The 18,821-nt window shown below is 70.2% G+C and carries 8 protein-coding genes; 4 read left to right on the top strand and 4 right to left on the bottom strand.

Annotated features, from left to right (window positions below):
• Positions 1–27: 27 nt before the first annotated feature.
• Together AB0B94_RS25690 and AB0B94_RS25685 are read right to left on the bottom strand one after the other, a co-directional pair.
• A complete protein-coding gene (locus tag AB0B94_RS25690) occupies positions 28–1,275 on the bottom strand; it encodes a S1 family peptidase (RefSeq protein WP_357285406.1) in 1,248 nt (415 codons plus the stop codon).
• A gap of 263 nt (positions 1,276–1,538) precedes the next feature.
• Positions 1,539–3,815 carry a glycoside hydrolase family 44 protein gene (locus AB0B94_RS25685; RefSeq protein ID WP_357285403.1) on the bottom strand — a complete coding sequence of 759 codons (2,277 nt, stop codon included), beginning with the start codon at positions 3,813–3,815 and terminating at the stop codon, positions 1,539–1,541.
• Between the two features lie 309 nt (positions 3,816–4,124).
• Here AB0B94_RS25685 and AB0B94_RS25680 point away from each other — a divergent pair, with 309 nt between their 5' ends.
• From AB0B94_RS25680 to AB0B94_RS25670, 3 genes are all read left to right on the top strand, one after another.
• Entirely contained in the window at positions 4,125–4,898 is a 774-nt protein-coding gene (locus tag AB0B94_RS25680; protein ID WP_357285398.1) for a hypothetical protein, read from the top strand.
• Between the two features lie 330 nt (positions 4,899–5,228).
• Positions 5,229–6,458 carry a cytochrome P450 gene (locus AB0B94_RS25675; RefSeq protein WP_357285394.1) on the top strand — a complete coding sequence of 410 codons (1,230 nt, stop codon included), beginning with the start codon at positions 5,229–5,231 and terminating at the stop codon, positions 6,456–6,458.
• A complete protein-coding gene (locus AB0B94_RS25670) occupies positions 6,455–6,682 on the top strand; it encodes a ferredoxin (RefSeq protein WP_357285391.1) in 228 nt (75 codons plus the stop codon). The genes AB0B94_RS25675 and AB0B94_RS25670 overlap by 4 nt, the downstream gene beginning before the upstream one ends.
• A 331-nt stretch (positions 6,683–7,013) precedes the next feature.
• On the opposite strand, the gene AB0B94_RS25665 is transcribed toward AB0B94_RS25670, so the two are convergent.
• Positions 7,014–8,189: a SpoIIE family protein phosphatase gene (locus tag AB0B94_RS25665; protein WP_357285386.1), complete on the bottom strand. Its 1,176-nt coding sequence runs from the start codon at positions 8,187–8,189 to the stop codon at positions 7,014–7,016.
• A 62-nt stretch (positions 8,190–8,251) separates the two neighbouring features.
• A complete protein-coding gene (locus tag AB0B94_RS25660) occupies positions 8,252–9,055 on the bottom strand; it encodes an alpha/beta hydrolase (RefSeq protein WP_357285383.1) in 804 nt (267 codons plus the stop codon).
• 379 nt (positions 9,056–9,434) lie between these two features.
• On the opposite strand from AB0B94_RS25660, the gene AB0B94_RS25655 reads away from it, so the two are divergent.
• A complete protein-coding gene (locus AB0B94_RS25655) occupies positions 9,435–18,815 on the top strand; it encodes a neuraminidase-like domain-containing protein (RefSeq protein WP_357285379.1) in 9,381 nt (3,126 codons plus the stop codon).
• Positions 18,816–18,821: the final 6 nt, after the last annotated feature.

The following is an 18,821-nucleotide window of genomic DNA, read 5'->3' as shown; positions in this document are numbered from 1 at the left end:
CCTGTCTCCTTCGTTGGTCGCCGCTCGTCACGGCGCGCCGTAGATGACGACCTGGTACGCGGTGATCGCCTCTCCCACCGGCTGGTGCCAGGTGCGCGGCGAGGAGTTGCACTGGCTGCCGACCCGGTTGGCGTGCGAGTTCAGCCCGTACGCGGTGTTGCTGGCGAAGAGCGGCCCACCGCTGTCACCGCCGAGGGTGCAGATGTTTGTCTCGACCATCTGGCGTACTGTGCCGCCGGCGCCGTTGACCGTCACGTTGGTCTTGAGCACGGTGCCGCACCTGAATCCGGTGGTCTTGCCCGAGTTGCAGACCGACAGCCCGCTCACCGCCGTCGCCCAACCGTGGATGCTCCGGCTTGTGTTGTTCCACAGGTTGATGACGCCGGTAGCCCAGACCGACGGACCGTTCATCCAGATGAGGCCGTAGTCGTCCTCCGGATAGTTGCTCTCCAGCGACGGCCCGACGTCCTGCCCGTTGGGCAGTGTCCAGTGCGGGTAACCCTGGGTGCAGTGGCCGGCAGTGATGATGTAGTTGAAGGTGTAGTCGGTGGCGGTGAACCCGGCTGAGCAGCCGCCCAACGAGTCCCCGCTGGAGATCCCGACGTTGGGCTGGATCTGGCCGGCGCTGGTCTCGAACCGCACCGCCGCGCCGAACTTGCGCGCCGCCGAGCGTTGGCCGGCGTTCCTCGCCCCGGACGCCGGCAGGCTCACCACCACCTGGTTGGTCGCCGGGTCCACCGCCCAGGTGGTGTTCGGTTCACTCGGCGCGGCCTCCAGCGCCCGTTGGATGGACTGGAGTTGCCGTTCACCACGCGCGACGATGCGCGCCTTCGCGCCGGCGGCGGTCACCTTCGCGGCAGCCGCGGCGTCGGTGACAGTGACGACGAGGTTGCCGTCGGACAGGTACGCGCCGCCCGAGCTGGCGCCCAGCTCGGTGGTCAACTGGTTGGCGAGTCGCACATCGGCGTTCTCGGCACTGAGCAGCTTCTCGGCGGCCTCGCGGCTGATGCCCCGCTGTCCGGCGATCGCCGCGGCCATGTCCGCTGCCCCGCCCGCCCGGTCCCTGTCGGCGCTGCTGGGCGAAGCCAGGGCTGCCCGGCCGTCGGTGCGGGCCCGATCGGCCGCGCCTCCTGGCTGGCCCGGTCGGTCGACCGGCCCGGCCGCCGCGGCCGTCGGAACGAAGACCCCCGATGCCACGACGGCGAGTGCCATCGCGAGCAGGGACCTGCGGCTGGGTCTTTTCGTACGCGGGTGGCTGACAACAGGTTCTGACATTCACCGCTCCCATCACGAGGGGACTGGTCGGCCGGGTCAGGAGTCGGACGGCCCGGACGGACGGCAAGTCTCGCAATCGGCAGAGGGCGGCGAGGGCGATGTTGGACGCGGCTGGACACGGTTGGACACCTGCTTCCTGAAACCCTTCCGCAGTGCACGCCGACGTCGGGCAGCGAGGCGGCGCTCGGAGGGGCCGGGGCGCTGGTGCGCCCCGGCCCCTCCGGTCTGCTCCGCCGCTGTGGTGCGAAGCCGGGTCTCTCAGGTCACCCGCAGCGTTGCCCGTTGAGGGTGAAGGCGGTTGGTGCCGGATTGGTGCCGCTCCACGTGCCGTTGAAGCCAATGCTGGTGGACGCGCCGGGGGCGAGTGTGCCGTTCCAACTCATGCTGTCCGCGGTGACGCTCGTTGCGTTCTGTTTCCAGGTGGCCGACCAGCCCTGGTCGACCTCCTGGCCGGTGGTGGGGAAGTCGAAGGCGAGTTTCCAGCCGTCGATCGCAGTGCCGCCGGTGTTCTTGATCGCCACGGTGGCGGTGAAGCCGCCCGGCCAACTGTTCGCCGTGTAGCCGACAGCGCAGCCGGCGGTCGGGGCGGTGGGCGCGGTCCGCACGGTCAGGCCGGGGGAGGCCACCGAGACGTTGCCCGCCGCGTCGCGGGCGGTCACCACGAAGGTGTACGGGGTGTCCGGCGTCAGCCCGGTCACTGTGTAGGTGATTCCGGTGGCGTTGCCGACCTTCACGGTGCCGGCGGTGTCGACCCGGTGCACGTCGTAGCCGGTGACGGCGGTGTCGTCGGTGGACGGTGCCCAGGCCAGTGAGACGCTGTCGCCGGTGATCGTGGCGGCGGTCGGCTTGCCCGGGACGGTCGGCGCCTGGGTGTCGCCGGGCGTGGTGTCGCGCGGCAGCACCAGGTGGGTGATCGAGTTGGCCGGGAAGGTGGCCGTGAGGCCGTCGGCGGTCACCGGCTGGTCGGCCTCCCGGACGACGCCGGCGAGGTTCGCCCCGCTGTACCGGTAGACCTGAGCGGTGCTGGCGGAGGCGCCGGTGAGGGCGACCGGGCTGGTCAGGTCGTCGCCGGTCTTGTTGATGACGATGAGGGTGAGGGCCTTGTCGGCGCTCCGCTCGGCGGCGTACACGGCCAGCCTGCCCTGGTCGGCGCTTGTCGCCTGGACCGAGGTCTCCCCGAACGCGCCGCCCTTGCCGTCGTAGTTGCGGTAGACGCGGAAGGCGTTGGCCACCGGCTGGTCGGCCTGGGGTGCGGTCCAGAGGGTGGCCAGGTCGAGTCCCTCGCGGCCGAAGATGCCGAGGACGTCAGCCTGGGCGAGCGCGCCGTTGAGCGACCCGTGGGCGCCCCAGTTGTACTCGGTCATCGCGATCTTCGTGCCCGGGTAGTGCTGGTCGACCAGTTCGCGTAGGCGCGGGATGTACCGGACCGGACTGTTGATCCAGCTCTCGTCCACGTAGGTCGGGTCCCAGAGTTGGCGGGTCGAGCGCAGTCGCAGCGCCCGGGTGTTGGCGTCGCCGGCCGCGTCGCCGAGCACGCCGGACTGCTGCGGGTAGAGGTGGACGTCGAAGTAGTCGAGGATGCGGGTGCCGTGCTGCTGCTCGTACTCGCGCATCCGGTCCAGGTACCACGGGCCGAGGTCCTGCCCGCCGTGCGCGGCCTTGTCCGGCGGGTTCGACCAGCAGCCGGTGCGTGAGCAGGTGTCCTGGTCGAGGCCCGAGTAGAGGATCGAGTTCAGGCCCCAGCCGACGGGACCGAGCGTCTTCGCGCCGGGGTCGGCAGCCTTGATCGCGGCGGCGTACTCGTAGGTGCGCTCGCGTAGCTCGTCGTAGCCCAGCCCGGCCGGGCGGACGTCGCGGTGGGTGGAGTGCCACAGGTCCGGCTCGTTGTCCAGGTTGTAGAACTGGACCCCGCCGTCGGCGGCGGCGCCAAACTGCCCCTTGAGGTGGTTGACGAAGTCGGCGGCGTACTCCGGACCCACTGCGACGCTGGTGTCCTCGGGGTCGTTGCCGGTGACCGGTGACCCGTCCGGCTTCAGGCCGTTGCCGCAGTCCGGTGCCCAGGTGTCGGTGGACTGCTGCGGGCCGTACTTGGCGACGCTGAAGCCACACGCCCGTGCCCGATCCTTGGCGATCCAGCCGAGCATCGGCACTGTCATGACCGTGGCGGCGCCGCTGGCCTTGTTCTCCTGCACGAACCGATCGGTCTCCGAACCCTCCGGGAGGTTGGCCGGGTTCGGGTTGTCGTTGGGGATGTTCTCGAAGTACCAGTCCGACGCACGGTTGGTGGTGTCGGCACGGAAGTTGTAGCGGGTGGTGGCGTTGCCGCCGTAGCGGTGCACAGGCAGCCGCAGGTCGCGGGCGAGGGCCTGGTCGGCGAAGTTCATGCCGTAGACGTACGGGCTGATCTGGTGCCGGGCGGCAGTGGTGTCGACTGTCAGCGCCGGGCCGGCTGCGGCCAGGGCTGGCCCCGGCACTGCCACACCGCCGAGGGCCGTGGCGAGCACTACCGGAAGTAGAGCTGTGGTGGGACGCACGAGCATTCCTTTCGCAGAGGAGCTCGACGATGGGAGCGCTTCCACAGCGTTACGCTTTCCTGGCTCCGAGTCAACGCCCAGCGGTTCCGTGCAGCGCTTCGCGGCCGGCGGACCAGAGTCAGTCTCTTCACATATAATGACGCCCGTCAATGTGGCTGTAGCTGATGCGGTGATGCCGGAATAGCTCGGATCACCGCAGCGCGGAGGCAACCGCGCCGCAGCGGTGCGAGCGGGAGCACCTCAGCGTCGCATGGCCGGAAGGTTCCTGCTGGCCCGGCCCCTGTGGCGGGAAGCCAGCCGTCTTGGAGGATGACAATGCGGAATTTTCTCGCGGTGTTCAGCGCCGCCCTGGTCCTCGGCGCCGCAGTCGGCGGCGTCCCGGCCAGCGCATCGGGGGCCTCCCGGCCCTCGTGCCCCCGTGGCCTGCTTTTCTGTGAGGACTTCGAGCGGCTGCCCGCCGGGGGGCCCAGCACGTTGAACTGGGGCGTCGACACCCGCAACGGCACGCTCACCGTCGAACGTGCCCGTCGCGGCAACCAGGTGCTGCACGTCCACACCGTCGACAACGGACGCGCCTTCCTGCGCGTCGACGACTTCGCTGCGCCCGGCAACCGCTTCTACGGCCGGATGCGTCTGCGCGTCGACGCCTTCCCGACGGCCCCGGACTGGGCGCACTTCACGCTGGTGGAGGCAACCGGCACCGGCAGCGCGGAGGTCGTCCGTCCGGTCGGTGGGCAGTACGCGCCAACGGTCCCCGGAACCTTCTGGGGGGTCGGCGCCGACGGCGGTCCGACCGGCGACTGGACCAACTGGCGGGAGTCCGCCCCGGTCGTGGAGGACACCTGGCAGTGCTTCGAGTGGAAGATCGACGCGACGGACAACCGCGTCGCGGTGTGGATCGATGGCGTGGCGAACCCGGAGCTGACGGCCTCCACGAGCGACCACGGTGGCAACGACGTTCCCTTCGTCCTGCCGACGGTCGACACTGTGAAGATCGGCTGGCAGCTTTACCAGGGCGGCACGACGCCGGGCGATTTCGACCTCTGGATCGACGACATCGCCCTGTCGAGCAAGCGGCTCGGCTGCTGATCTGGCGCCGAGGAGGCTCGCGACACCTGTGGTCGTGATGTCGCTCCCGACGGGTGTCCCTGCCGGGGTGCGGCGCTACTGCCGCACCCCGGCGGCGTGGCTGGCCGTCGGGAGCGAGGCCCGGCCAGCGGTTGGCCGCGAGACCGTTTTCGCGTACCGACGGGACCAGCCTCCATGGCGATCATCGGCATCTCCCGCTACGATCCGACATCGACAGATTACTAAGCGTTGATGTGTGCTGTCCGCAAGCCCTGGACGCTGGCAATCCGGCGCCGCTACGAACGTGGTGCCCGACCTGAGGATCACGCCGTCTCGATGAAGGGAATCCGGATGACGGAGAGCGCGCAGACCACCGAGAGTCGAAGCGTTCCGCCGGCGCGGCCGTATCCGTTCAGTGTGCCCGACCGACTCGTCGTCGATCCGACCTACGGCGAGCTGCGCGAGCACGAGCCGATGACCCGGGTGAAACTCCCCTACGGCGAGGAGGCCTGGCTCGCCACCCGGTACGAGGACGTCCGTACGGTCCTCGGCGACGTGCGGTTCGGCCGTGCCCCGGCCGTCCAGCGCGACGAGCCCCGACTCACCCCGCGCCAGCAGTACAGCGGCATGCTGACCCTGGACCCGCCCGATCACACCCGGCTGCGCCGGTTGGTGGCGAAGGCGTTCACGGCACGTCGGGTGGAGGCGCTGCGCCCCCGAACCCAGGAGATCGCCGACGCACTCGTCGACAACCTGGTCCGGCTCGGTCCTCCGGCCGACCTGGTGGAGCACGTCGCCACGCCGCTGCCGATCCAGGTGATCTGCGAGCTGCTCGGGGTGCCGTACGCCGACCGCGACCGCTTCCACATCTGGTCCGAGGCGATCGTCTCGACCACCTCCCTGCCGATGGAAACGATCCAGGAGTACCTGAACAATCTCTGGGGCTACATCGGTGATCTGGTTGCCGAGCGCCGCCGCGAGCCGGGGATCGACGACCTGCTCGGCGCGTTGGTGCGGGCCCGCGACGAGAATCAGGATCGGCTCAGCGAGACCGAGCTGGTGGAGCTGGCCGGAGGTCTGCTCGCGGCCGGCCACGAGACCACCGTGACCCAGATTCCCAACTTCGTCTACGTCCTGCTGCACAACCCGGACCAGCTCGCTCAGCTGCGGGCCGACCCGTCGCTGGTGCCGGCCGCTGTGGAGGAACTGTTGCGCTACGTGCCGCTCGGCGTCGGCTCCTCCTTCGCCCGGTACGCCAAGGAGGACGTCGAGGTCGGCGGGGTGCTGGTCCGGGCAGGTGAGCCGGTTCTCGGCTCACTGTCATCGGCGAATCGGGACGGTACCGTCTTCGCCGACCCGGACCGGCTGGATCTCACCCGCGAGCAGAACCCGCACCTGGGCTTCGGGCACGGTGTGCACCACTGCGTCGGCGCACAGCTGGCCCGCATGGAGTTGCAGGTCGCCGTCGCCACTCTGGTGACCCGCCTGCCCGGATTGCGGCTCGCCGTGCCGGAAGCCGAGCTGGAGTGGAAGCGGGGCATGTTGGTGCGGGGCCTGCTCGGCATGCCGGTGGCCTGGTGAGCGCCGCCTGGCGGATCGGGGTGGACTCACGCCGCTGCATCGGCACGAGCATCTGCGCCGGTACCGCGCCCGACTACTTCCACCTGGTGGACGGTCAGTCCGCGCCGCTGGCCGACGTGGTCGCCCCGGCCGAGGTCGTCCTCGACGCCGCCGACTCGTGCCCGGTGGAAGCGATCACGGTCCACGACACCACCGACGACAGGCTGATCGCGCCGCAGGAGTGACCCGGGATCGGCCCCGGGCTCCACGGCGCTGAGCGACCTGGACGGCGGCGAGCGGGCCAGGACGGCGCATCAGCTCGCGTCAGATGCAGCACGGGGTCAACATGGGTGCGCGTCCGCAGGGTCAGCGGTGGCGTCCCCTGACGCGCGGGTCGACTCGTCGAGATGGAAGGGCACCGGATTCGACGGGCGCCAGCGGGGACCGAGGAGTCTGCGCGGTGGGTAACTGGTCCGGCGGCATTCCGTGACGTTACGTACAACCATTGCCGCGAATGGTCGAGGAGTCCTCATTCAGACCGGAGGATGCCTCAACGGAGGGGCGTTGTGCGTACGGCTAGGCGCGAGTGTGAGCAGGCGGGCCCGCATCGATTGACACTGCCATGAGGGCCACGTCGTCGTCGAGCCGTTGAAAGGTGGCGAGGAGTTCGGTAAGCGCACTGACTGCCGCGGGCGCGCTGGTGGGCGCCAGCCGGGCCAGGAATTCCTGCAGCGACTCTTCGCCGAATAGCTCCGCGCCGAGACCGCAACGGGCTTCGAGAAGGCCGTCGCTGTAGAGGATAAGCGTGTCGCCGGGCTCCAGGGGGAAGGTCCGGGTCGCGATGCGTGGTGTGCGGAGGCCCCCGATGATGGTGCCGCCGGTGGTGGGTCGCGGCGCGACTGTGCCGTCGGCGCGCAGCAGCATGGGGGCGGGGTGACCACCACCGGCGAGGGTGATCGAGTAGCCGGTTGGCGTCGGGGTGAGGATGCCGAGGATGACGGTGCAGTGGCGGTGTGACCGGCTGCGGTGATCCTGGTAGAGAACGGTGTTGAGGTGGGCGAGCGCGGCGGCGGGATCCGGGTCGTAGGCGGTAGCGGTGCGCAGGGTGTGTCGGGCGGCCGCGGTCGTGGCGGCAGCGGCGAGGCCCTTGCCGCACACGTCGCCGAGGAAGAACCCCCACCGGCTCGCGTCGAGCGGGTACAGGTCGTAGAAGTCTCCGCCGATCCGGTCGGCGGAGGCCATGTGGTAATAGGCGCTGGTCTGTGTACGCGGCGGGGCCGGCAACGTGTCCGGCAGCAGACTGTGTTGCAGCCCGGCGATCAATCCCCGCAGGCGTTCCCGTTCGGCGTCGGCTTCCTGGCGGGCATGGAGGAGCTCGTTCTCGTACGCGCGGCGCTCGCGGGCGTCGAAGACTGTCGTACGGATCAGCAGGGGTTGGCCGTCACTGCCCGTCTTGACCACGGAGGTGACCAGCACTGGTAACCGGGATCCGTCCGCGCGCCTGAGTTCGAGGGCGACACCGTTGATCTCGCCCTGCATCTGTAGCGTCGGGGCGAAATGTGTCTCGTGATACAGCTTCCCGCCTACGGTGAGCAGGTCACTGAAGCGTTTGCGCCCGATGACGTCCTCTCGGGTGTAGCCGAGCCAGCCGAGCAACGTCGCATTGATCTTGGCAATGGTGCCGTCCAGTAACGTGGAGACGTTCCCGCACGGCGAACCGTCGTAGAGATCGTCGATGTTGTCCTCCAGCATGGCGGGAAACTCTGCGGCGTCCCGCAGCCCGCAGCGCGACCCCGTGCGGGGCACCGGTTCACTCACCGGCGTTCGGCCACGAACGCCGCGATGGCCTGCGCCGTCGCCTGCGGCGCGCTCAGTTGTGGGCAGTGCCCGGTGGCGTCGAGCGTGACCAGGCGACTGCCCGTTATCTGGTCGTTGACGTAGGCGCCCACCTCGGGGGGCGCGATCGCGTCGATCGCCGACTGGATCACCAACGTGGGCACTCGTACCCTGGCCAGGTCGGCACGATGGTCGGACAGGAAGGTAACCCTCGCGAACGCCTTCGCGATGGTCGGGTCGGCGCGGCAGAAACTGGCAGTCAGTTCTTCGCCCAGTTCGGGCCGGTCGGGATTCCCCATGATCATCGGTGCCATGCCGGCCGACCATCCGAGATAGTTGCTGTCCAGCGAATCCAGCAGCTCGTCGATGTCGTCACGGGTGAACCCGCCCCGGTAGCCCTCCTCGTCGATGTAACAGGGTGAGGGGGTCAGCAGGACCAGGCCGGCGAAGCGGTCAGGCTGCTCGTTGACGGCCAACACGCCGATCATGGCGCTGACGGAGTGCCCCACGAAGATCACGTCGCGAAGGTCCAGATCACGGCAGATCTCCAGGACGTCGCGGGCGTAGCCGTCGAGAGTCGCGTGCCGATCCGAGTCCCACGCCGTCACGTCGGAGCGCCCCGCACCGACGTGGTCGAAGAGCAGCACGCGAGACTGCTCGCCGAGCGTCGCCCTGATGTGCCGCCACATGTTCTGGTCACATCCGAAGCCGTGGGCGAGCATCACCATCGGGCCACCTTCCCGACCCGTGACAGTGACGTTGCTGCGCTCCCGAACGTTCATGCCCGCATTGTTGCACCCCCGCGAGCCGATCTGGAATGACCGGTAATCCACCTCAAAATGCCGCCCGCTGCTGGCCGAGACGATGATTGGGTCCCTGCTCAGCCGGTGCGGGTCGACCGCGGCAGTCCCGACAGCGGTGGAGTGGCGAAATGCCCGGCTGGATGCTCTTTGTCACCCAGGCTGAGGGTGCTGCCCTGGAAGTCCCGGCTCCGCCACCGGCCGTCCCGGCAGTGCCCGCTGCCGTTCAGCCAAACGGGAAGGCGGATCTCGGACAGTGTGATGCCGGGTCCTCCGCCGATCCGCAGGATGCCAGGTAGCCCCCGGTCGCACCGGCGTCAGACAGCCGCCGTCGCCGGCTGGCGGACGATCGGAGATGCTCATGACCACCCCGATGGGCTCGCGCCGGCCCCGCCCCAGCGACGACGTCCGGCGGCTGCACACCGCGCTGCTGCGGATGCGCGCTGACATCGCCACCGACGAACTGGTCGACGCCCGGTACGGGCCGACCACCCGTCGTGCGGTGGCCGAGTTCCAACGGACGCACAAGCTGCCGGTCACCGGCACTGTGGACGGGGCGACCCGGGACGCGGTGCAGATGGTGCTGGCCGAGCCGCCGTCCCGGTTCGTCGTGGTGGGACGGGTGCGCTGGGTCGACGGGCAGCCGGCGAACGCTCTGACAGTCGGCGCGTTCGACCGGGACCTGCGGCACTCCGAGCAGCTCGGCGAAGCGATCACCGGGGATGACGGACTGTACCGCATCGACTACTCGCGGGACCGGTTCACCCGCTCCGAGAAGCAGTCCGCCGACCTGTTCGTCCGCGTGTCCGCTGGTGATCGCCTCCTGTCCGACCCGCCGCTGAGCGCTGTGTTGTTCAACGCTCCCGAGCTTGCCGCGCTCACAGTGGATCTGTCCGGTGGCGGGGACCGGGAACGCAGTGAGTACGAGCGGATCCTCGCCACGATTGTCCCGCTGCTCGGCGAGGTCGCGCTGTACGAGCTGCGCCAGGACGACGAGGCCGAGGACGTGACGTTCCTGGCCGCCGAGACCGGACTGCCGGCGACGGCGCTGGCGCACTTCGGTGTGGCGCAGAAACTGGCCGCGTCCTACAAGCTGCCGGCGGTGTTCGGTTACGCGCTGTTCGCCGAGCGGACGCTGTTGACAGCGAGTCGCACCGGCGCCGCGCTCGCCCGGTTCGACGTCGATCTGAACACCGAGCTGCGGCCGCTGTACTACGACATGGCCCTGCTCGACGAGCACACCGTCCGGAACGCCGTCGCCGAGGCCGTGCGCCATCGCTACGTTCCCGAGGACCTGCTCGGCGAGCTGGACCGGATCCTCGACATGCTGGCCCGGGTACGGCCGGAGGCCAAGGAGTACGTCGCGCAGGAACGGCCGAAGGTGTTGTACGGGCGGGTGGAGCGGTTCCTCGCCGACGGCGCGCACGAGCGGGTCCAGACCCTTCTCGCCGCCGACGCCGCCGGTGACCTGCCCGGGCTGATCGCCCGGCTTGCTGACGCGGCGGCGTTTCCCGACCGGTCGGCCGCCGAGGCGGCCGGCGCGGCGAGCGTGTTGGCCGACGTGCTGGGCTACGACGAGACGATCATCGACCGGGTCCGCGACCGCGAGGGAATCGAGCGGGCGGCCGACGTCCGCCGGCTGGCCCGGCTGGCCCCGGCGGACTGGCGGCGGGTGTTGCGCGACAGCACAACGGATGTCCGGGTAGCTGGTCAGCCGGTCCGGCCGGAGCTGATCGACCTGCACGCCGGCGCGCTGGCCCGCAAGCTGGAGAGGCGCTATCCCACCACTGCCTTCACCGCGCAACTCGAACGCGACGCGGGCGCCGTGGCCGACACCACAGCCAACGCCGCAGCCGAACGACCCGACGGCAACGGTGATCGGCCCGGCCCCGGTCAACGGGCCGACCCCGACGAACAGCCCGGCACCGACGAGCCGGCCAGCGCCGCCGAACGCGCCTTCGGCGGGCACCGGGACGCGGTGCTCGAACTGCTCACCGCGAACCCGGACTTCGACCTCGCGACCGGCAACGTGGAACGGCTGCTGCGCGACCACCCGGAGCGGCTGCGGACCGGGCGGCCGGCGCTCAAGGCCACACAGCGGATCTTCAAGCTGGCGCCGACCTATCGGCAGACGACGGCGTTGCTGGCGGCCGACGTGCCGTCGGCGGCCCGGATCCACGCCCTCGGCGAGACAAGGTTCGTGGCCACCGCCGTGAACACCGGCCGGTTCACCGACGAGCAGGCCCGGTCGGTGTATCGCCGGGCCGTGGACGTGCACGTGGCGAGCGGGCTGCTGGCCGGCGAACTCCAGAGCGCGGCGCGGGCGCTGCCGGTCCGGGCCCTGGGCGGCTCGGTGGCACCGGACCTCACCCCCGTCAGCGCCGACTTTCCCAACCTGAGCAGCCTGTTCCAGCTCGCCGACTCCAGCTACTGCGAGCCGTGCCGCAGCGTGCACAGCGCCGCCGCGTACCTGGTGGACGCCCTTCAGTTCCTCGGTGACCGGCTGGTCACCGACGCCGACACGCCGGGTCCGGCCACCAAGGTCGCCCGGGACGTGCTGTACGGTCGCCGGCCGGACCTCGGTGACCTGGATCTGAGCTGCGAGAACACCGACCTTCCGCTGCCCTACCTGGACCTGGTGTGTGAGCTCCTGGAGGAGGCGGTGGCGCCGGACGCGGGCCTGGCGTTCGGGGGCCCGCTGAGCGGCGGCGTCGACCCGGTGGAGGCGCCGTCGGCCGGGCTGCTGAGCCTGTTGCAGGGCCAGGGCTGGCCGTTCACCGACCGTTCCCTCGTGTACGAGCCGGACCTGGCCGGGGCTCGCGTCGTTCGGGACGTCGGCGTGGTGGCCAAGGCGAGCCCGGACGGGGCGGGCGGGTGGTTCGTGCGCCGACTGCGCCAGAGCACCGGCACCGCGCTGGAGTTGGCGGCCGCGCCGCAGTACGTGAATCCCGCCGCGTACGCCCTGCTGGCGGGCAGCCGGTACGCGTTCGCCCTGCCGTTCGACCTGGCGCACGAGGAGACCCGCAGCTACTTCGCCCAGTTCGACATCGCCCGGGCCGACGTGATGCGGGCGCTGCGCCGGTCGGCGGGCCCGAGCGACGAGGCCATCGCGGCCGAGGAACTGGGGATCAGCGACGCGCAGCGGCAGTTGGTGGTCACCGCCGACCCGGCCGCTCAGGACGACATCTGGAACACCGCGCCGCTCGGCGCTCTGGGCGGCATCGCCCGGGTGGACAACTTCCTCGCTCGGGCGCGCCTGGACTATCGGGAGTTGACCGAACTGCTGGCGCTGACCTGGGTCAATCCCGGGAACGCCATGTTCGTCAAGCACCTGGACACCGGGTCCGACCTCAGCGCGAAGCGGATCCAGCAGCTCACCGACGCGCGCCTGGACCGGATCCACAGGTTCCTGCGTCTGCTGCGCGCGCCGGCCTGCACCGGTTGGACGCCGCCGCTGCTGGACCGGACGATCCGGGCCGACGCGCTGGGCGGCGGTGCCCTGGACGACGACCTCCTGGTCACGGTTGCGGCGCTGCACCGACTGGCCGCTCGGCTCGGGCTGCCGTTGCCCGAGGTGGTCGACCTGTTCGCGCCGCTGGACGAGTCGCGGTACGCCGAGGTGTTCCGCAACACGGCGAACGGCCCGGTCCTCGACGCGTTCGAGCCGGCGAACGTGCTCGCCAACGAGCAGGCGGAGCTGACCACACCCGGCTCCGGTGCTCCGCTGTCGGCGCACGAGGCGTACCTGGCGACCTGCCTGGGTGCCACCACCGCGGACACCGCTCTGCTGGTGGCCGACCTTCCGGCCCCGGCGATCGTCAGCAACGTCGGCCTGCACACGGTGTACGCCGGAACGCTGCTGGCCCGGGCGCTCGGGCTCACCGTCAGCGAGTACCTGATCATGAAGGATCTGATCGGGCCGGATCCGCTCACCACACCGGCCGCCGCGCTGGCCTTCGTCGCACTGCTCGACGCCGCCCGGGCCGGCACCGGCATCAGCCCGGCCGACCTGCGCTACCTGCTGCGACACGAAGCCGACGACCTGGCCGCGCGGGACCTGCCGGACGAGACGCTGACCGCGGTGCTCACCGGGTTGCAGGCCGGTTACCAGAGCGGCCACGCGGCGACCCGACCCGCTGTCGACCCGGCGGCGCCGCCCGAGGAGAACCTGCCGGGCATGCGTGCCCTGCTGGCCACGGTGCCCGGGATGACCGAGGCGGACCTGGCCGGCTTCGCCTCGATAGTGCACGGTGGCTGGACCGATGCGGTGACCACCCCGGCGCAGTTCGTCGACGCGAAGCTCGCCGCCCTGGTGGACACCACACCGATAACCGCAGCGATCGTGGCCAGCCCCACCGAGGCCCAGCAGACCACGCTGCTGCTGGCCATCACCACGACCCTGTCCAGCTACGCGTACACCCGTACCAAGCAGGAGCTGGCGGCGGCGGCGGTGGCCGACACCTTCGGGTTCTCGGCGGACGCCGCCGCGACAGTGCTGGCCGGCGCGGAGCTGACCCGGCCGCTGCTCGCGGTGCTCACCGACGACGCGCTGGTGGACCTTGTGAACGAGCCGCCGGCGCCGCCGGTGCTCACCCCGGCCGGGTTCGACGAGCAGTACCGGGCACTGCGCCTGCTGCACGTGCTGAGCCGGCTCGTCGACCACCTGAGGGTGCCCGACGCGGACCTCGGCTGGCTGCTGGCGAACGCCCTGTCGCTCGGCTGGTTGGCCCCGGACCGGGTGCCGTACCAGACCGGCCGGCCGCCGGCCCCGTTGACCGACTGGATCCGGTTGGCCGCCGGGGTCGAGCTGGCCCGCACCTACCCGCCGGTGGCGAACCCGCTGGACGCAGCCGCGCCGTGGACGGTGTATGGGCTGTTCGACCTGGTCCTGGCGGCCGGGACCACCGCCACGCAGGTCCACACCCAGCTGGCGCAGCTCGGTGGCTGGGACGCCGCGGTGCTGACCGACCTCGACACCCACCTCGAACTGTCGGCGGTGGACCTCACCGCGTACCGGTCACCGGCGACGATCCAGCGACTGGCCCAGGCGCTCACAGTGCTGCGCCGGCTGGGCCTGCCGGTGGCGGCGGCGGTGCCGCTGGGCCAGCCGGTCACCACGGCGGCGGGGGCGGCCACCATGCGGCAGGCCCTGAAGGCCCGCTACGCCGAGGCCGAGTGGTTCGGGGTGCTCCAAGGGGTGCAGGACCGGCTGCGGGTGGCCAAACGAGACGCGCTCGTCGCGTACCTGTTGGCCGAGAACCCGGGGCTGCGCGACACCAACGACCTGTACGACCACTTCCTCATCGATGTCGAGATGGGCGCCTGCATGGCGACGTCACGCATCGTGCAGGCGCACGCCACAGTTCAGTTGTTCGTGCAGCGCTGCCTGCTGGGCCTGGAGCCGGACAGCGTCGCGGCGGTCACCGAGGATCCGGGTTGGGACCAGTGGAACTGGATGGCCAACTACCGGGTGTGGGAGGCCAACCGGAAGATCTTCCTGTATCCGGAGAACTGGATCCTGCCGGAGTTGCGGGACGACAAGTCGGAGCTGTTCACCGAGCTGGACGACCAGTTGCAGCAGGACGAGCTGACTGACCTGGCGGTGGAGAACGCCACCATCGCGTACCTGGAGAAGCTGGACGACCTGGCGCACCTGGACGTGATGGCCTGCTACTACCAGCACGACAGGCATCTCATGCACGTGTTCGCCCGCACCCGGGGCGGCGACCCGACCGTGTACTACCACAGGCAGTTCGAGCGGGAGCGGTACTGGACGCCGTGGCGGCGGGTGCCGCTGGACATCGCGGGCGACCACCTGCTCGCCTTCGACCGCAACAGCCGGCTCACACTGGCCTGGCCGGTCTTCACGCAGGAGACCGACACGGCGCAGACCTCCCAGATCCCGGACCCGGACGGCATCCCGCCCGGCGGCACCGAGACGGAGCGGCCGCGTCGGCGGTGGCGGATCCAGCTGGCCATCGGCGAGCGGACGCAGGAGCGCTGGCAGCCGAAGAAGATCTCCAAGGACGCGCTGTACTACCCGGCCAGCGGCTACCGGGAGGACCTCCCCGCCGCGGACGAGTTCACCTGCTTCGCGTACGCGGCCGGAGCGGCCGGTCAGGCGATCAGCGTGCTCACCGGCTCCGAGTTCGTCGGCTCGTTCGCCTTGACCGGTTGCCGAGGCTATCCGGAGCCGATGCCGGGCGGCGGTTCCGGCAACCTGCAGCTGTCGCCGGTGTTCAAGGACACCGAACTGCTGGCCGAACGGTTCACCGAACTGGTCTTCCGGACGCAGAATGACCTGGCGATCAGCACTCCGCTGATGGGCGCGTTCCAGACGCTGGTGGCGCAGACGCCCGGCCGGTTCCGGGTGACGTACCCCATGCAGATGTCGTTGCTCGACTGGATCGTCATGCTGCTGGGGCTGGCGCAGAGCGTCCGAGGCACCCACGACCGCCGGCCGGTGCTGCCACTGGGCACCTTGATGCCGTACTTCTACGGCGACTACGACCGCGGTTACGTGATCATCCCGGGTTTCTACGACAGGCGTGCCGAGGACCCGGCGGACCGGATCGAGAAGACGTACAGCGACGTGGACGAGTTCGCCCGCGACGTGTTGGCTCTGCTCACCGAGTACCTGCGCCGATACGCCGAGGATCCGGCGCACGACCTCGCGGCCGCCGTGCAGGCGATGACCGAGGACGCGGAGTACCACCGGCTGGTGGCCGAGTTTGAGGTCTACGGCACCCTGTCGTACGGGGTGCGGTTCGCGAACTTCTACCACCCGCTGCTGTGTTTCCTGCGGGCCACCGTCCACCGGTCGGGCGTGCCGGCGTTGCTGAGCCGGACCACCCAGCTCACCAACACGGGGTTCGACTTCACCGCCACCTACCAGCCGGCGCCGGTGGTCGTGTCGCCGTACCCGGTGGAGGACCTGGACTTCGCCGCGGACGGCGCGTACGCGGGCTACAACTGGGAGCTGTTCTACCACCTTCCGTTCGACATCGCGCTGCGGCTCAACCGGGACCAGCGGTTCGCCGAGGCGCGGAACTGGTTCCACCACATCTTCAACCCGGTCGGCACCGCCGACGGCGCCGCTGCCCCGCAGAAGTACTGGGTCACCAAGCCGTTCTTCCAGACCGGAGTGCCCGAGCTGCTCAACCAGCGGATCGGCGACATTCTCACGGCGATCGCTGCCGACCCGTCGGGGGCCAGCATCACCGATCTGAAGTTCGCCGTGGAGCAGTGGCGGGCGAAGCCGTTCAACCCGCACGTGGTGGCCCGCAGCCGGCCGGTCGCCTACCAGCTCGCCGTGGTGGTCAGCTACATCAAGAACCTTGTCGACTGGGGTGACCAGTTGTTCCGGCAGTTCACCAGGGAGTCCGTCACCCAGGCCACTCAGCTCTACATTCTGGCCGACAAACTGCTCGGGCCGAAGCCGAGCGTGGTGCCGCCGCTGGTCAGCCCGGCTCCGGCCACCGTGAACCAGCTTCAGGCCACCGTGGACCTGTTCGGCAACGCGCTGCTGGACCTGGAGAACCTGATCCCCGACCTGGACCTGCTGCCGCACGGCGGTGCGGAGCTGCCCAGCCCGCTGAGCTACTCCGCGTTGTACTTCTGCGTCCCGCCCAACGAGGAGATGCTCCGGCTGTGGGACCTGATCGCCGATCGGCTGTTCAAGATCCGCAACTGCCAGAACATCGACGGGGTGGAGAGCATGCTCGCCCTGTTCTCGCCGCCGATCGACCCGGGGGCACTGGTCCGGGCCGCAGCCGCCGGCATGTCCGTCTCGTCGTTCCTGGCCGGGCTCGGCGCACCGCTGCCGAACTACCGGTTCCGGGTGCTGGCCCAGAAGGCCACCGAACTCGTCGGGTACGTCGGTGAGCTGGGCGGCGGGCTGCTCGCGGCCATGGAGAAGCGGGACGCCGAGCAACTCGCCCGGCTGCGCGCCGGCCAGGAGATCGCCCTGCTCGACGCGGTACGGGCGGTCAAGCTCGCCACCATCGCGGAGGCCGAGGGCAACGTCGCGGCGCTGGAACTGAGCCGCAAGGTGGTGGAGGAGCGGCAACGCTACTACGCCGGCCGGCCGTACATGAACGCCTGGGAGATCACCGCCACCGCGTTGTCAGGGGTGTCGCTGCTCGGCGAGACCGCGATCGCCGTGGGCTACATCCTGTCCGGCGGGCTGAAGCTGATACCCAACTTCACTGCTGGTGGCGCCGGCTTCGGTGGCTCACCCACTGTGACCCTCACCCTCGGCGGGGACAAGGCCGGTGCCGCCGCCGACTCGGCGGTGATGACCCTGGAAGCGATCGCCCGGGCCCTGGACAAGGCCGCCGGGATGGCCGCCAACCAGGGCGGCTACCGCCGTCGGATGGACGACTGGGAACACCAGGCGGCGCTGGCCGGTCTCGAACTGACCCAGCTCGACCAGCAGCTCCTCACCGGGCGGCTGCACGTGGCCATGCTCACCGACGAGCTGGCGGCGCACGACCGGGAAGCCGACAACGCCCGGGCCACCGAGGAGTACCTGCGCGGCAAGTACACGAACACCGAGCTGTACCAGTGGATGGTGAGCCGGGCCAGCTCCGTCTACTTCGGGGCGTACCAGCTCGCCTTCGACGTGGCGAAGAAGGCCGAGCGGTGCTTCGCCCACGAGCTGGGCAGCGAGGCCACGTTCCTGCAACCCGGCTACTGGGACAGCCTGCGCAAGGGGCTGACAGTGGCGGACGCGCTGCGCCACGACCTGAAGCGGATGGAGGTGGCCTACCTCGACCGGCACAGCCGCGAGCGCGAGCTGACCCGGCACGTCTCGCTGGCGCAGCTCGACCCGGCGGCGTTGATCGAGCTGCGGGCCACCGGCAGTTGCGTCGTCAACGTCCCGGAGGCGCTGTTCGACCTGGACCACCCCGGGCACTACTTCCGCCGGCTCCGCGCTGTCAGCCTCTCCATCCCGTGCGTGGCCGGCCCGTACACCCCGGTGACCGCCAAGCTCTCCCTGATCGGCAACAGGTACCGGAGCTCCACCGCGGCCCGGCAGGGCGGCACCAGCGCCAAGGACAAGTACGCAGAGGTGCCCGGTGACGAGCGCTTCGCGTACAACGTGGGCGGGATCGAGTCGATCGCGACCAGCAGCGGCCTCAGCGACAGCGGCATGTTCGAGCTGAACTTCGCCGACGACCGCTACCTGCCGTTCGAGGGCAAGGGCGCGATCGGCACCTGGCGGCTGGAACTGCCGACGGCGGTCCGCCAGTTCGACTACGACAGCATCAGCGACATCATCCTGCACCTGCGCTACACGGCCCGCGACGGCGGCTCGACACTGCGCGGCCTGGTCGAGGACTCCCTGCGGGAGGTGCTCAACGAGATGCTTGTCGACGCCGGACGGACGGGGCTGTACCAGGCATACAGCCTGCGCCACCACTTCCCGGACGAGTGGTGGCAGCTCACCCAGCAGCAGAGCACCGAGCTGGCCATCGGGCCGGAGCACCTGCCGTACCTCGCCCGCGACCACCAGCCGGTGGTGGACCAGGTGACCTGGTACGCCCGGGTGGACGGTGATCCCGGGACGTACGACCTCACAGTGGCCGGTGACCCGGTGACGTTGAACCGGGACGCCGACCTGCGGCAGTGCGTGGGTCAGTCCGACCCGCTGGTTCTCGGCACCCCGGTCACGCTGGCGGCCGACCCGGACGGCCTGAGCGACCTGGTAGTCCTGCTGCACTACCGGCTCGACGGCTGAGGGGGA

This window comes from Micromonospora sp. NPDC048986, assembly GCF_040649335.1.
Lineage (GTDB): Bacteria > Actinomycetota > Actinomycetes > Mycobacteriales > Micromonosporaceae > Micromonospora > Micromonospora alfalfae.
The sequence above is the reverse complement of the archived record's forward strand: the minus strand, read 5'-3'. Positions and strand labels throughout refer to the sequence as shown.

What these genes read in the sequence shown, in the direction of transcription:
- AB0B94_RS25690 (WP_357285406.1), bottom strand. Translation starts at nt 1,275, where the DNA reads ATGTCAGAACCTGTTGTCAGCCACCCGCGTACGAAAAGACCCAGCCGC.
- AB0B94_RS25660 (WP_357285383.1), bottom strand. Translation starts at nt 9,055, where the DNA reads ATGAACGTTCGGGAGCGCAGCAACGTCACTGTCACGGGTCGGGAAGGT.
- AB0B94_RS25665 (WP_357285386.1), bottom strand. Translation starts at nt 8,189, where the DNA reads ATGCTGGAGGACAACATCGACGATCTCTACGACGGTTCGCCGTGCGGG.
- AB0B94_RS25680 (WP_357285398.1), top strand. Translation starts at nt 4,125, where the DNA reads ATGCGGAATTTTCTCGCGGTGTTCAGCGCCGCCCTGGTCCTCGGCGCC.
- AB0B94_RS25675 (WP_357285394.1), top strand. Translation starts at nt 5,229, where the DNA reads ATGACGGAGAGCGCGCAGACCACCGAGAGTCGAAGCGTTCCGCCGGCG.
- AB0B94_RS25685 (WP_357285403.1), bottom strand. Translation starts at nt 3,815, where the DNA reads ATGCTCGTGCGTCCCACCACAGCTCTACTTCCGGTAGTGCTCGCCACG.
- AB0B94_RS25655 (WP_357285379.1), top strand. Translation starts at nt 9,435, where the DNA reads ATGACCACCCCGATGGGCTCGCGCCGGCCCCGCCCCAGCGACGACGTC.